Origin of the sequence: Erysipelatoclostridium sp. An173 (genome assembly GCF_963931465.1) — a bacterium.
Classification (GTDB): Bacteria; Bacillota_I; Bacilli_A; order Erysipelotrichales; family Coprobacillaceae; genus Thomasclavelia; species Thomasclavelia merdavium.
This window is the reverse complement of record NZ_OZ007017.1, coordinates 791,223-806,335: the sequence shown is the minus strand read 5'-3', so window position 1 is coordinate 806,335 and position 15,113 is coordinate 791,223. Positions and strand designations below refer to the sequence as shown.

At 30.4% G+C, this 15,113-nt stretch carries 13 protein-coding genes; 3 read left to right on the top strand and 10 right to left on the bottom strand.

The window, feature by feature from the left end; translation table 11 throughout:
* Positions 1 to 20: 20 nt before the first annotated feature.
* From ABGT36_RS04025 to gmk, 3 genes are all read right to left on the bottom strand, one after another.
* The gene (locus tag ABGT36_RS04025; protein ID WP_087298991.1) at positions 21 to 440 is read right to left on the bottom strand and encodes a YjdF family protein; all 420 of its coding nucleotides are present in this window, start codon (positions 438 to 440) and stop codon (positions 21 to 23) included.
* A gap of 171 nt (positions 441 to 611) precedes the next feature.
* The gene (locus ABGT36_RS04020) at positions 612 to 1,454 is read right to left on the bottom strand and encodes a DUF6363 domain-containing protein (RefSeq protein ID WP_346676936.1); all 843 of its coding nucleotides are present in this window, start codon (positions 1,452 to 1,454) and stop codon (positions 612 to 614) included.
* 64 nt (positions 1,455 to 1,518) lie between these two features.
* Positions 1,519 to 2,091 (bottom strand): guanylate kinase, encoded by a 573-nt coding sequence (gene gmk, locus ABGT36_RS04015; RefSeq protein ID WP_087298995.1) that lies wholly within the window; start codon positions 2,089 to 2,091, stop codon positions 1,519 to 1,521.
* A gap of 113 nt (positions 2,092 to 2,204) precedes the next feature.
* On the opposite strand from gmk, the gene ABGT36_RS04010 reads away from it, so the two are divergent.
* The gene (locus tag ABGT36_RS04010; protein WP_346676934.1) at positions 2,205 to 3,848 is read left to right on the top strand and encodes an NFACT RNA binding domain-containing protein; all 1,644 of its coding nucleotides are present in this window, start codon (positions 2,205 to 2,207) and stop codon (positions 3,846 to 3,848) included.
* A gap of 22 nt (positions 3,849 to 3,870) precedes the next feature.
* Here ABGT36_RS04010 and ABGT36_RS04005 read toward each other — a convergent pair whose 3' ends face one another.
* Positions 3,871 to 4,215, bottom strand: a complete 345-nt coding sequence (locus tag ABGT36_RS04005; protein WP_087298997.1) for a hypothetical protein — start codon at positions 4,213 to 4,215, stop codon at positions 3,871 to 3,873.
* A 76-nt stretch (positions 4,216 to 4,291) separates the two neighbouring features.
* Here ABGT36_RS04005 and pgeF point away from each other — a divergent pair, with 76 nt between their 5' ends.
* A complete protein-coding gene (gene pgeF, locus ABGT36_RS04000) occupies positions 4,292 to 5,041 on the top strand; it encodes a peptidoglycan editing factor PgeF (RefSeq protein ID WP_087298999.1) in 750 nt (249 codons plus the stop codon).
* A 12-nt stretch (positions 5,042 to 5,053) separates the two neighbouring features.
* On the opposite strand, the gene ABGT36_RS03995 is transcribed toward pgeF, so the two are convergent.
* The 4 genes from ABGT36_RS03995 to ABGT36_RS03980 form a co-directional block, all read right to left on the bottom strand.
* Positions 5,054 to 6,529: an NAD(P)H-hydrate dehydratase gene (locus tag ABGT36_RS03995; RefSeq protein ID WP_346676933.1), complete on the bottom strand. Its 1,476-nt coding sequence runs from the start codon at positions 6,527 to 6,529 to the stop codon at positions 5,054 to 5,056.
* 174 nt (positions 6,530 to 6,703) lie between these two features.
* Complete coding sequence (locus ABGT36_RS03990; RefSeq protein WP_087371294.1) at positions 6,704 to 8,167, bottom strand: C40 family peptidase; 1,464 nt, start codon at positions 8,165 to 8,167, stop codon at positions 6,704 to 6,706.
* A 227-nt stretch (positions 8,168 to 8,394) separates the two neighbouring features.
* Entirely contained in the window at positions 8,395 to 11,619 is a 3,225-nt protein-coding gene (locus ABGT36_RS03985; protein WP_346676931.1) for an FtsX-like permease family protein, read from the bottom strand.
* Between the two features lies 1 nt (position 11,620).
* On the bottom strand, positions 11,621 to 12,325 hold the full coding sequence (locus ABGT36_RS03980; RefSeq protein WP_087299071.1) for an ABC transporter ATP-binding protein: 705 nt from the start codon (positions 12,323 to 12,325) through the stop codon (positions 11,621 to 11,623).
* A gap of 219 nt (positions 12,326 to 12,544) precedes the next feature.
* Here ABGT36_RS03980 and ABGT36_RS03975 point away from each other — a divergent pair, with 219 nt between their 5' ends.
* Positions 12,545 to 13,087, top strand: coding sequence for a metallophosphoesterase (locus tag ABGT36_RS03975; RefSeq protein WP_087371288.1), 543 nt, complete (start codon positions 12,545 to 12,547; stop codon positions 13,085 to 13,087).
* Here ABGT36_RS03975 and ABGT36_RS03970 read toward each other — a convergent pair.
* Entirely contained in the window at positions 13,080 to 14,342 is a 1,263-nt protein-coding gene (locus ABGT36_RS03970) for an FtsX-like permease family protein (RefSeq protein WP_346676930.1), read from the bottom strand. The two genes, ABGT36_RS03975 and ABGT36_RS03970, sit on opposite strands and share 8 nt — an antisense overlap.
* Positions 14,342 to 15,112, bottom strand: a complete 771-nt coding sequence (locus ABGT36_RS03965; RefSeq protein ID WP_346676928.1) for an ABC transporter ATP-binding protein — start codon at positions 15,110 to 15,112, stop codon at positions 14,342 to 14,344. The genes ABGT36_RS03970 and ABGT36_RS03965 overlap by 1 nt, the downstream gene beginning before the upstream one ends.
* Between the last annotated feature and the right edge of the window lies 1 nt (position 15,113).

Below are 15,113 nucleotides of genomic sequence, written 5' to 3'. Positions count from 1 at the left end.
CCTCCAAAAAACTAAGGGTCTTAATGACCCCGATGTTTTGCTTTACGTTTTTGTTTTTTTAGCTGATACAATCTTTCTTGTTTTTTTTGACGATTAATTCGTTTTTCTTTCTTTTTTAATTCCTTATTGATCAAATATTCTTGTTTCAATATCTGCATTGATTTTGTACCAGTTTCTAATTTAGAACTCTGCTTTTTGATTAATCGCTGATACCTTTTATAATTTTTAGGTTTATCTTTTTCCTTGTTTTTATAACCATTACTATATTTTAACTTATGATACTTAGTTAAAATCAATTGATAAACTTCACTATCAGTTGGTTCTGTTTTAAAAACAATCCGACAAATCTTTGTTTTATTATCTATTGATAAATAAAACATTCCAACCCAAAAAGGTTCTTCAAAATAAACATTTAACTCTAAACTAACTGCACCTGACATAAAGCGTCCTCCTTAATTATTTATCTCTAGAAACGGACAACCTAAGGAGGCAGGTTACTGACAGCTTAGCTGCTTGTGGACTACCAACCACAATGTGTTTTTATTCTAGCACTTATATTATAGCTAACTTTTTCATTAAAACAAAGTTTATTAAAGCATCATTTTATACAATTAATCATTAAGATAATTAATTAAATCATCAATTCTTTTTTTACTATCAACAACCCCTAGATCATAAAGTTCTTGTAATCGTTCAGGATCTTTTTCTAAGCGCTTGATTGGCACTGTTCGACTAGGTCTAATAACAAAAATTTTATTTTCTTTTTCTAACTTAGCAATTTTAGCCACTATTTGATTATATTTTTGATAGCGTTGATTGATAGCCTCCACAAAGTTTGGATATTTACGATAAACAAGTTTTGGAACTAAAGTATTGGTTTTTTTCTTGCGGTATTCTAACGGTCTAGTTAAAACAACAATAATTTTATCATAACCAAGCTCATGACATTTATCTACCGGTATACTATCTGCAATACCCCCATCAAGATATTTTTTATTATCTAATGAAACAATTTTTGATACAAATGGCATTGCTGAAGTAGCCCGAAAAACTTCCATCTGTTTATAAACATCTGTAATTTTAATATATTCTGCTTTTCCACTATCGACATTAGTTACTGTTGCATAAAAATCTGTTTTAGAACTAGCAAAAGTTTCTTGATCAAAAAGATCAAGTTTAAATGGAACTTCATAATAAGCAAAATCCTTATTAACAATATTACCAGTCGTAATTAAAGAATGGATACCCATATAACGTTTATCGCCAGCGTATTTTAGATTATATCTTAAAGCCCGACCACGCTGTTTAGAAACATAATTAACCCCAAAAAGCACTCCGGCTGAAACTCCAATAATTCCATCTACAGGGATTTGATGGTCTAAAAAAATATCTAAAACGCCTGCGGTATACATTCCCCGCATAGCGCCACCTTCTAAAACTAATCCTACTTTCATCTCTATTCCTCCAAACAATTAATCAAATTATACCATAGAAAATTCAAATAAAAAATCAGGATGATTAATCCTGATTAGTGCAATGATTTTTTATTATTGTAGCAATTTGTTCTTTAGCTAACATTACGTCATCGTTTTCAACTACATACTTATATTCATCTTTAGTTGCAATTTCTTTACGCGCTTTAGCTAAACGTTCTTGAACAATAGCCTCATCTTCTGTTCGGCGACCGCGAATTCTTCTTTCTAATTCTTCAAAGCTAGGTGGTACTATAAAAATAGTAGTTGCATCAGGACACTTTTCCATTACCTGAAGGGCCCCTTGAACCTCAATTTCTAAAACAACATTTTTTCCTTGAGCTAATAGTTGTTCTACATAATCCTTAGGTGTTCCATAATAATTACCAACAAATTTAGCCCATTCCAATAACTTTCCTTCTTTAATTTTTTCTTCAAACTCAGTTTCTTCGACAAAAAAATAATCAACCCCGTCTCTTTCACCAGGACGTGGCTTTCTAGTTGTCATTGAAATAGAATATGCAAGATTTAAACTTTCATCTTTAAATAACTGTTCTCTTACAGTTCCTTTACCTACACCGCTAGGCCCACTTAAAATAATCAGCATTCCTTTTTGCACAGCTTACACCCCTTTTTTTATGATATGTTCATCATACAAAATCGCTCTAATATTGTCAATTATTTTCGTGTCATTTATCTACAATCTATGTTATACTAATTGCGGTGATAAAAATGTCTTATGATGGAATAATGATGCACCAGGTAATCGGTGCTTTAAACAATACAATTACTGGTGGTAGAATCAATAAAATCTACCAGATTTCTAAATACGAATTATTAATAAATGTTCGTAGTAATCGAACAAATTATAAATTATTGTTATCTTGTCATCCTATGTATGCAAGAATTCAACTTACAAACTTAAATTACCCAACTCCTGATAGTCCTAATCCATTAACTATGCTTTTTCGTAAACATTTAGATGGTGGCTATATAAAGGCTGTTAAACAGATTGAACTTGATCGTATTTGTCATATCATCTTTGGTTCATACAATGAATTTGGCGATTATGTAGAGTATAACTGTTATATCGAAATCATGGGTAAACATTCAAATATAATCTTATGTAATCATGAAAATAAAATTATTGACTGTTTAAAAAGAATTACCCCAAATATCAATAGTGAACGTTTCATTCAACCTGGTGCAATCTATCGTTTGCCACCAATGAATGGTAATAAAGTGAATCCTTTTACTAGTGATTTTATTGAAAATAATAATCTTACTAAAGTGTATCAGGGAATGTCACCGATATTATCAAAAGAAATCATCTATCGCCATGATAATGGGGATGATTTTAAAAATATAATGCAAGAACTTAACAGTAGTGAAACCATTTATATTAGTAAAGTTGATGATCGTGAATATTTTCATTTGATTCCATTGACACATTTAAATGTTGAACCAGTATCTTATCCTTTATTTGAAGGATTAGATCAGCATTTCAACTTAATTGATCAAAAAGAACGAATCAAACAGCAAACATCAAATTTAACAAAATATATTCAAAATGAATATCAAAAAAATGTTAATAAACTAGCTAAACTGGAAGCTACATTAGAAGATTCTAAAAACAGTGATGAATATCGAATTATTGGTGATTTATTATATTCTAATTTGCATCTTTTAAAAAAAGGAATGCGTCATATTGAATTAGATAACTATTATGACAATACTAAAATTATGGTGGATTTAGATGAAAAGCTTGATCCTAAAGCTAATGCTCAAAAATACTATAATAAATATCAAAAAGCAAAAAATTCAATTAATGTTTTAAATAAACAAATTGAATTAACTAAAAAAGAAATTAATTATTTCGATAGTTTAATTACTTTAATGAATAATGCTTCTTATTATGATGCTTTAGAAATCAAAGAAGAATTAGAACAGCAAGGATATTTAAAAAAGAAAACAAAAACTAATTCTATCCGTAAAAAGAAACATCCATCTTTTGAAACTTATTATACAAAAGATGGAATTGAAATCTGGGTAGGAAAAAACAACTTACAAAATGACTATTTAACATTTAAACATGCCCATCGTTATGATACCTGGTTCCATGTAAAAGATATGCCAGGTAGTCATGTTATTGTCAAAGGAAATGATTTAGACGAATATACGATCCGTCTAGCTAGTAATATGGCCGCATGTCTTTCTAAAGGAAAAAATAGTAGCAGTGTCCCTGTTAACTATACTTTAGTAAAAACTCTAAAAAAGCCTCATGGGAGTAAACCAGGACAAGTATTATTAGACAGCTATAAAACTATTTATATTGATCCTGATGAAGCATGTTTTAATGAATTAACGAAAAAATAGATGCCTAAGGCATCTATCTTTTCTAATTACCACAATTACAACTTCCATTCATTACATTATTGCTACTATTCATATAGTTAGAGTTTCCAGACATGAACCCAGAATTTCCTGACATAAATCCATTATTATTTGCATATGGATTAGCATTATCCTGAGTCATAAAAGTTTGTTCATAACGTGGATAATAGCGTGGATAGTATACTACATTGCACACATGACGACATTCAATTGGACAAATAATTGGTTGTTCTACATATTTATTTGTACATCTAGTACAAACTTTTCTAGGAGCTACGATTGGTGTTGCACGACAGCTATTATTACAATTACAGTTGCAGTTACAATTGCAACAAGAATTACCAAACATCACTTCCACCTCCTTTAGTATACTATATGTTTTAATAAGTCAAAAACTTAGACAAATTACACAGAAAGGGAAAAAAATGAAATTAATTAAATGGAATACTAATCAAGCAATTGAAGCCTATACTGTTACAAAAGAATTAGGCGATATGTCTTTTAATAACGATGATAAAGAATTGATATTAAAAAATCGTCAACATTTAGCTGAAATTTTAAATACTGACTTAGATCACATGGTAGCGCCACGGCAAGTACATTCTGCCAATTTTAAAGAAGTTACTACCACTGATGGTGGTAAAGGAATGTATGAACAAGAAACAGCTTTTAAAGATACTGATGCTCTTTATACTAAAGATGCCAATTTATATTTATTATCATTTCACGCTGACTGCACGCCAGTATTACTTTATTGTCCTAAAACAAAAATAATTGCCGCTATTCATTCAGGATGGCTAGGAACAACTAAACAAATTGTTTCTAAAGTTACTAAGCATTTAATTGAACATGAAAATTGTGATCCAAAAACAATGTTAGCATATATTGGTCCTTGCATTTGCCAGGATTGTTTAGAAGTCATGGATAATGTTATTGATTTAGTTAAACAGATGGACTTTGATACTAGTCCTTTCTATTACCAAAGCGACGAACTTCATTATCAGCTTGATAATAAAGGCTTAAATAAACAAATGCTATTAAATCTAGGACTATTGGAAAGCAATATCACTGTTTCTCCATATTGTACAGTAGAAAACGATGATTTATTTTATAGTTATCGTAAAAATAAAGATAGTGGGCGCAATATTACAATAATAAAAAGAATTCTTGAATAACAAGAATTCTTTTTATTCATTGATTACATCCATCATTACTTTAGGAATTAATTTAATCATCTCACTAGGAATAACTGTATAAACATCATCACCTAAAATATCACCACAAGCCCCATGGATATAAGTACCTAAAATAGCCGCATCTTTTACATCATACCCTTGACCAGCAAAACTTGTAATTATTCCTGCTAAAACATCACCCATACCAGCAGTTGCCATTGCTTTATTAGCAGTAATATTACGATAAATATTAGTTCCATTAGTAATTAAAGTATTTGGTCCTTTTAACACTACAACAACTTGATATTCCAAAGCAAATTGAGTCGCTTTTTCAATCATATCTAATTCATCATCATAGTTACATAAACGTTTAAATTCCCCAGCATGTGGCGTTAAAATAACTTTAGCCTTTGTTTCTTTCAACAATTCTAGATGTCTTGCAAGTATTGTTAAACCATCGCCATCAATTATTACTGGACAAGTTGCATTAGTTAAAACATCTATTACATATTGTTCACTTTGTTCATTTAATCCTAAACCAGAACCAATTAAAATAGCATTATAATCATCAAACATCTCATGATCTAATTTATCGTTTCGTAACATCGAAGTACTTTCAGGAACGAATACAGTTAATCCATCAATTACTTTTTCAGTTGAATTAACACAAACAATACCACTTCCCGTATATACCGAAGCTTTAGCGGCCATCAAAGCAGCACCGCGATAATGATTACATCCAGTTATATGTAACACCTTACCATAAACTCCTTTATACCCATAATAGTCACGTTGTTTTAAATGACGTTTAACCCAAGCTGGACTTACCAATCTAGCTAGTTTTTGATCCTTTCTTAAATCTTTAACTCGCAATAATTCAATTGCAATTTCACCAGTATATTGGTGACATTCTTCATTTAAAAAAGCTTGCTTAATAGCAGTTAAAGTAACTGTTTTAGTAGCTTGAATAACACTACCATAAGGAATACCATTATCTGGGTTTAAACCTGTAGGAATATCAATAGCAATAACATCAGTATCAACTAAAGTATTGATCTCATCTATTAAATTTTTTGCTAGTCCCCTAACTGGACTATTTAAACCAAAGCCAAACATCGCATCAACAATCAAATCAGCTTTTTGTAAATCACTTTTAAACAATCCCATATCTTCTTGAGCCATAAATACGATTGGCACTTCCATTTCCTGAGCCTGTTGTACGTAATAATTATTGGCATCAGAAAACTTATCAGGATTACCAAAACAATATAATTTTACTTCACGAGCTCGAATATGAAGCTTTATTCCTAAACTTATTCCATCAGCCCCGTTATTTCCTGGACCACATACAATAATGATATGTGAATATTTTAAACAATGCGGTAAAATAACATCACTTGCTTTATCCACTAATTCTTCTATTTTATACCCTTCATTTAATAGTGCCTGGTCATAGGCTTTCATTTGTCTACTTGTTGCTACAAACATAAATCCACCTTATCTTTCTATCACTAATATTCTAAGAATATATTTGTATTTTTAATTATTATAATATTAAATACAATCAATTTTATCTTAGTTCTTTTTATATAATTATATACTGAATCTAAAGAAAACACAAAAAAAGATTACGAACAAAATTCGTAATCTTTATTGTTATTCTTATTTTACTCTAACCGCACATACAAATCCTGAACCAGATACTGATGAAATTTTAACTACATCACCAGTTTGAGGTGCATGGATGTATTTTCCATTACCAATGTAGATTCCTACGTGACCAGATTTCCATAAGATATCTCCTGGTTGTGCTGCAGAAACACTAATTTGTGTACCAGCATTCTTTTGTGCTGAAGATGAGTGTGGCAATGATACTCCGGCACGAGCATAACACCATTGTACAAATCCAGAGCAGTCAAAAGCATTTGGTCCAGCAGCACCCCATTTATATGGGCATCCTAATCTTGAATAAGCTGCAGAAAGTACGGTATTTCCATAACTATTACTTGGAGCTGATCCGGCATAACTTCCACCACCTGAAGCTCTTTTATTAACTTTAACTGTTAAGCTTGCAGTTCCAGTATTACCAGCAGCATCAGTTACAGTATATGTAGCTGTCTTAGTTCCTGCTTTAGATGTACTAGGAGCATCGATTTGAACGTTTGCACGAACATCACCATCCTTGTTATCAACCGCAGAAGCTAAATAACTGCTAAAATCAACTGATTCTCCAGTATTAACTGTAATTTCACTTTTATTTAAAGTGATAACTGGAGCAGAAATATCTTTTACAACAACATTTAAAGTTGCTTCAGTAGGATTTCCAGAACTATCTGTTGCACTAATTTTTAATGGTTGAGTCTCATCTAATTTTAATGTATCAACAGAACCTTCAACAACTGGTGCCATAACACCATCAACGTTATCAGTTACATTTACATAAGCATTAATATCAAATACACTACCATAATCAACAGTTACATTAGCACCTTGAGTAAAATTAACTACTGGTGCTTCTAAATCACTTACAACGAAAGTATAAGTTTCTTCAGTTGTGTTACCTGAAGTATCATCAACTGTTAAAGTAATATCTTGTTGCCCTTTAACTGTAGTGTTTAAAGTTTCACTACTTTTGATAAATGGTGTAACATCACCATCTACATTATCACTTGCTTTAACATAACTTGCTAAATCAGCACTTCCATTAATTGGCACTTCAATAATGTACCCTTGACTAGAACCTAAAGTTTCAATTTTAGGTGCTTCGTTGTCGACAACATTAACAGTTACTGTCTTTGTTGCAACATTAGATCCAGCATCAGTTGCTGTTACCTCCACATCATAACTACCAATTTGTTTCTCATTTAATGATGCAGTCTCAACTGATACTAAAATATCTTCACGACTATCTTTGTTGTCGCTAATATCAATACTATCGGCATCAAATTCTTCACCATAAACTAAATCAATTTGATTTGAAATAATTTCTGGTTTTTCTTTGTCAGTTGCAGCATAACCTACTAACATAAAACTAGCAACAGCTGCAATCGGAATAAACATAGCCTTGCGATTTGTGATGTATTCATCCATCACTCTTTTCACGCCTTCTTTTATATCTCTTTCCATTCGTTACCTCCTTTCAATAACATATCCAAGGACTATTATAATATTTTTCAAAGGAAAAATCCACCCCTGAAAGCTTCTTACATTCCTTCCAATCGTCTATAACCCCCATGATAGCTTAAGTTAAAGAAAATGAAATTTTTTAAGATTTTTTAAGAAATCCTTAATATTTTCTTAAGTCCTAAACTAAAATTTGCATATTCATAAATAAAATTTATCAATTTTAGTTCCTATTCAATACTTTTTAGCGATTCTACCATATCAATTTTACGTAACACTCTACGCATTCCAAAATCAATCAAATAAGTAAATAATAACGTAAAAATCACAGCAAGAACATAACTCATTAAATTGACACTTCTAATAAACATTGCAATTTCAACTTCAACTGTATAGATAATAAATAAGTGTAAAACTTTCCCTAATCCTAATCCTAGAATAGAACCGATTATTGAAAGAATCGTATTTTCTCTAAAGACATAATCATAGACTTCACGTGGATAAAAACCTAATACTTTAATTGTTGCAATCTCACTTTTACGCTCTTGAATATTTATATTAGTTAAATTATATAAAACAATAAACGCTAAAGCTCCTGCACAAACAATAAGAATAACTACCACACTATCGATACTAACCATTTGATCTCTAAAGCTTTGCGATATACCATCAGTATAGTTAACTGAAGAAATATTATCATCATTTTTACAATAATCATCAATCTTAGCTTCCATTGATTCATCACCGATATCAAAGTAAGCATAATTAGATATTGCTTCATTACCAGTAAGTTCTTGATAAAACTCCTCACTCATATATAACTGGTGCTGGAAGTATAACGTCATTAATCCAGTAACCTTTACTTCATAATCTTTTTCATCTATTGTGATTTTAATTTTATCACCGACATTTACATCTAATAATTCTGATAATTTGGCAGAAATTACTACACCTTGATTATCCAGTGTTATTTTTTCATGACTATGATAGTCCTCAAGATTGACAAATTTGCTTAATTCTTTATTGTTATCAAATACTTCTAAAGTTCCATAGTGGTCTTTATCACCATGAATAGTAATTGTTTGACGGTAAAAACTGCTTGTATCCTTAATTTCATCAAGATCTTCAAAATCCTTAATTTCGTTTTCTAACTGTTCATTAGTCAATTGATTATTAAAAACTACTAATCCATCATAAGTATAAATTTCGCCATATTGTTTATCTGCTAGTGTTGAAACAGAATTACGAATACCAAATCCCGTTACAATTAATGCTGTACACCCAGCAATACCAACAATTGACATAAAGAAACGCTTTTTATATCTAAAAATATTACGCATAGTAACTTTTTGATTAAAAGATAATCGTTTCCAGATAAACGTTATTCTTTCAAGTACGATTCGTTTACCTGTTTTTGGTGCCTTAGGTCTAAGTAAGCTAGCAGGCATTTCGCTAACTTCACGACGAGCAACTAAATAAGTAACTAATAATATAATTGCTACCGATATTATAAATGTTTGAATACAAATAAAAGCATCAAAAAGAATACTAATATCAGCTCCAACACTAAACAAAACTTTTCGGTATAAATAATAGATAATAGCAGGGAAGAAATAAACTCCTGCAATAATACCAATTATACTAGCAACAAAAGTCGCCAAAAAGCCGTAAATGATATATTGTTTAATAATATCACGGCGATGATAACCTAATGCTCTAAAAGTACCACCTTGAACTCTTTGTTCTTCAACCATTCTTGTCATTGTTGTCATACTAACAAGGGCAGCTACTAAAAAGAATATCAGTGGAAATATTGCAGCAATTGCGGCAATTGAATCACTTGCAGAACTAAAACTAATAATTCCTGCATTTTCTTCACGAGTTAAACTAATTAGTTCACCGCTAGGAATATCGTCAATAGCTTTTTTAGCATCTTCTAATTCTACTTGTGCTTGCTGCAATTCTATTTGGGCATTATCTAAGTCTATTTTAGTTTGATCAAGTAATGCTTTAGTATCATCTAAAGTGACTTTACTACTATCAAGTTTTTCTTTTGAAGCAGCTAAAGTAGAACCAGTAGCATCTAATGTTGCCTTAGAACTATCAAGAGTTGCTTTTGTGTTTTCTAAAGTAACACGGGCTGATTCTAATTCGACAGCCGATTGATCTAAAACCTGTTTAGCTGCTGGTAAACTAGCTTCATATTGACTTACAGCATATGCTAATTGTTCAATTTGAGTAATTTTAGCTTTTAATCCTGTTAATTGATCTTCAGGAACTCCAGCTGCTATTGCATCTTGATATTGTTTAACTAACTCATCATAATATGGTGCTAGCTGTTCATATTGACTTTTATAAGTCTCATACTGAATTAACTGTTGATTATAACTCGCTAATCCAGCATCATATTCACTTTTACCAGCTAAATAATCCTGATATCCCGCTTCATATTGAGCTAAACCACTGTTATATGCATTTAAACCATCTTGATATTGTCGATAACCACTGTTATATGCAGCCAAACCATCTTGATACTGCTGCATACCGTCTTCATATTGTACGACACCATCATTATAAGCACTTAAACCATCTTGATATTGATTTAAACCATCATTATAATCAGCTTCACCTTTAGCTAATTGTTCTTTAGCATCATTTACAAGATCTTCATTTAACGAGTCAATCTGTTTATTTAAAATCTTTTCAATTTTAGAATTAACATCATCAACATAATCTAAATATTCATCACTGAAATAATTATAATTATTTTCATTTTTTAACGTTATTCTTAACTCATTAAATACTGTTTGCTCACGTAAATCATAAAGTTCTTGCGGTAAAGCTAAACCTTCATTACCCTTTGATAAAATTTGAAAATAAGCTTCATTAGTACCATCACCAAGAGTATTAGTACCACGCTCAACTGAACTTAAATAACGGGTATCGTTAATCAAACCAGTGACAGTAAATTTTTTAGTGGCATTGTCATTAGTTAAAGTAATCTGGTCACCGACCTTAATTCCATTTTGACTTGCAAAACTATTATCAATAAGACATTCATCATCATCTTTTGGTAATTTACCACTAACCAACTCCACCTTATTTACTTGATTATCAAAAGTTTCATTAGTATATACAGTAGCTCCTTTAACATTTTCATCAAACTCAACTAAAGCATCAAACCGATTACCAGATTCAACATTTTCAACTTCATCAATTTCTTTGACTAATTTAAGATCTTCTTCAGTAAATCCCAAAGTTGCCACATAATTCAAATCATTAAAATGATATTCTTTCAAATAATCATTCATTGATTGTTCCATGATCAATGGCGTATGCCGTAATCCAGCAAAAAATGCAGCCCCTAAAAATACAATACAAAAAATTGAAAGAAACCGTGCTTTAGTATTAAAGATCGTTCGAATTTGATTTTTTACATAAGCTTTTTTCTTCATTTTACCACTCGATTTCAGCTATTGATTTAGGTGTTTCATTCATCTTCATTGAATCAACACGACCATTTTTTAGTCTAATGACCCGATCTGCCATTGGAGCTAAAGCACTATTATGAGTAATAACAACAACTGTCATAGAATACTTATCACACATCTCTCTTAATAATCCTAAAATGGACTTACCAGTTTGATAATCCAAAGCACCAGTTGGCTCATCACATAAAAGCAGTTTAGGGTTTTTAGCTATCGCTCTTGCAATCGCCACTCTTTGTTGTTCACCACCAGATAATTGAGCTGGAAAGTTATTCATTCGATCTTTTAATCCAACTCGCTCTAAAACCATTTTTACATCTAAAGGATTTTTTGATATTTGTGAAGCTAATTCAACATTTTCTAATGCAGTTAAATTTTGTACTAAATTATAAAATTGAAAAACAAAACCAATATCATCTCGACGATATTGTGTTAATTGCTTTTCATTATATTTAGCAATATCTTGACCATCAACAATTATTTTACCACTTGTTGCTTTATCCATTCCGCCTAAAAGATTTAAAATTGTAGTCTTTCCGGCTCCTGAGGGTCCAACGATTACAACGAACTCGCCTTTTTCAACTTCGAAATTAACACCGTTTGATGCCGGAATCTCAACATCACCTACTTTATATATCTTTTTTACATCTTCAAACGTTATAAAGCAATTCATCACCTCACAACCTTTCTTTTCTATCATATATAATATTATATCATGAAATAATTGCCATTTTAAACCTCCAATCCCCTTTTTCATCAAGAAACGACTTTATTTTTTAATCAAATAAAAGTAAAAAAAATATTATTTTAGAATCAAAAATCATTAACTTTTATCCATGATAAGCAGATTTTTTTAACTTTTCGTGTTAGAATTTATTCAGGAGGTATTTCAATGAAAATAATGATTCTATCTGATTCCCATGCAATGTCTAAATCAGATTTATTAAAATTATTAAAAGCTAATCCCGTTGATTATTATATTCACTGCGGTGATATTTTCATCGGTTATGATAATTTGCCATTAAACAATTTTTATCTTGTTCGCGGCAATAATGATTATGGTAATATTCCAAATGAAATCTGCCCTTCTTTTGATAATTTAAAATTCTTCGTTACCCATGGTCATCTTTATGATGTTGATTATAATATGGATTATTTATATCAAAGCGCAAAAGAAAAAAAAGCTGATGTTATCTGTTATGGTCATACTCATCGACCATATTATGATGAAATTGACGGTACAATAATTATTAATCCTGGCAGTGTTTCATACCCTCGAGGTCAGTATCGTTTTCCTACATATTGTATATTTGATACTAAAGAAAAAAAGGCAACTTTTTATCAAGTAAAAACACTAGAACCATGTAACCCTTTTAACCCAAATCAATCTAACAAAAGAAAAAAAGAACCATTCTTTAAAAAATGGTTCAAATAATACTTTTTGGTAAAATATGATGATACATAATGATACAAGCCACCATACAAAATAACATCGGTATGATTGAAATTATCAACATTAAAGCTATTAAATAAAAATTAATTAATCCAAGACTATATAATCTAATAATAATTACAATTTGATAAACTAATGGTATTAAAATTATCATCCCATAAAAGATAATCATCTCTAAATTGATTATCTTTTTTAAATCCTTTAAACTATAACCAAGATAATATAGATTAGCAAACGACTTTTTCCGTCCCTTTAACTCCATCCCTAATTTAAATAATGATGTTAATGCCAATAAAATCATTACACTTAAATAAGAAAACAAAACGATCGTACTAATAAGCGGTGTATTTAAAGTATATAGAATACTACACATCAAAACCAGTGCTGACATCATCACCAATAATACGAGCATTCGTACTCGTTGTAAATTATACTTAACATTTCCAAATACAATTAATAAGTATTGATTTTCAATACCATATCTTTCTTGAAAGCGTTCAATAATTTCTGGAATAATATGTTTAATAACCCCATATAAACCAATCATTGCTACTATTGATAAAAGCAAATAATCTTCAACACTTTTTAACCAGGGAAAGATTATTAAAGGTACGATAAAAGCTAGTATATAAAACAAATTAGAAGGTTTCCTTAATTTAAAACCAAAAGTTTCAATTTTAACACTATCATTGATCAATTTATTAATACTAGTTCGATAACAATAACCCATGTTTAGATAAGTACACCAGCCAACTTCAAATAACAAAATAATTGTAGTTGCCACATAAGCACGATCACTTACATAATAAAAATCTCCTGAATAATTAAATGTAATAAAGAAAATTCTATTTAAAACCGGTACTAATAAATATCCTAGTAATAAACCAAGCAAAATCGCAAAAAACATAACAATCAAACTTTGCAACAATAAATACATACCTACTTTATAAACTGAAGCACCTGACATCAATACGATCGATATATCTTTGCTTTTAGCTAAAACATAGAAATCATTAGCCATAAAAACACAAATCATAGCAATCAAAATTACAAAAACGGCAATCGGAGTTACAATTGTTTTATCACGACCACCGAGATTAATACCAGCAGCAGGATTCATCGCTAAATTAAAAAACAAAAAGATAAAAACTGTCGTCAACAAAAACGATAAAAAATAAAATATGGTCTTTAGTAAGTCACTTTTTAACGATTGAAGCACTAATTTAAATAATCCCATTAGTCAAATAAAGCCTGCGATTCAGTAGAGTTAATATCGACTATCTTATAAAAATATTCTTTTTGACTCATATTTTGCCGTTCAATCGTTTCATCAATTACACCATCTTTTATATATAATAACTTAGATGAATAAGAAGCTATTTTAGGATCATGAGTAACCATCAATATTGAAACACCACTATTCACATTTAAATCTCTAAATAACGATAATAATTCATGAGAGTTCTTACTATCTAAATTACCAGTTGGTTCATCAGCTACGATTAATTTTGGCTTAGTTACTAAAGCTCTACAAATTGCTGCTCTTTGACGCTGACCACCTGAACATTCACTAGGATATTTATTTAAAATCATTTCAACACCTAGTTTTTTAGCAATTTGATTTACTGATTCTTGGATATCCTTTTTCTTCTTTCCAGCTAGTGTTAAAGGAACAGCAATATTTTCAAAAATAGTTAATGAATCTAATAGATTAAATTCCTGAAAAATAAAGCCTAAATTTTCATAACGAAATCGTCCTATCTCTCTTTCGCTCATTTGTCTAACTTCCTTACCATTAATATAAACAAATCCTTTAGTAGGTAAATCGATTGTCGATAAATTATTAATAAAAGTAGACTTCCCAGCCCCTGAAGGACCCATTACGCAAATAAATTCGCCTTCTTCCATTTCTAACGATACATCTTTTAAAGCCGTATAGGGATTTTTAGTTCTAACCCCATAGATTTTTGTTACATTTTTAGCAATCAAAATTTTATTTTTTTCCACT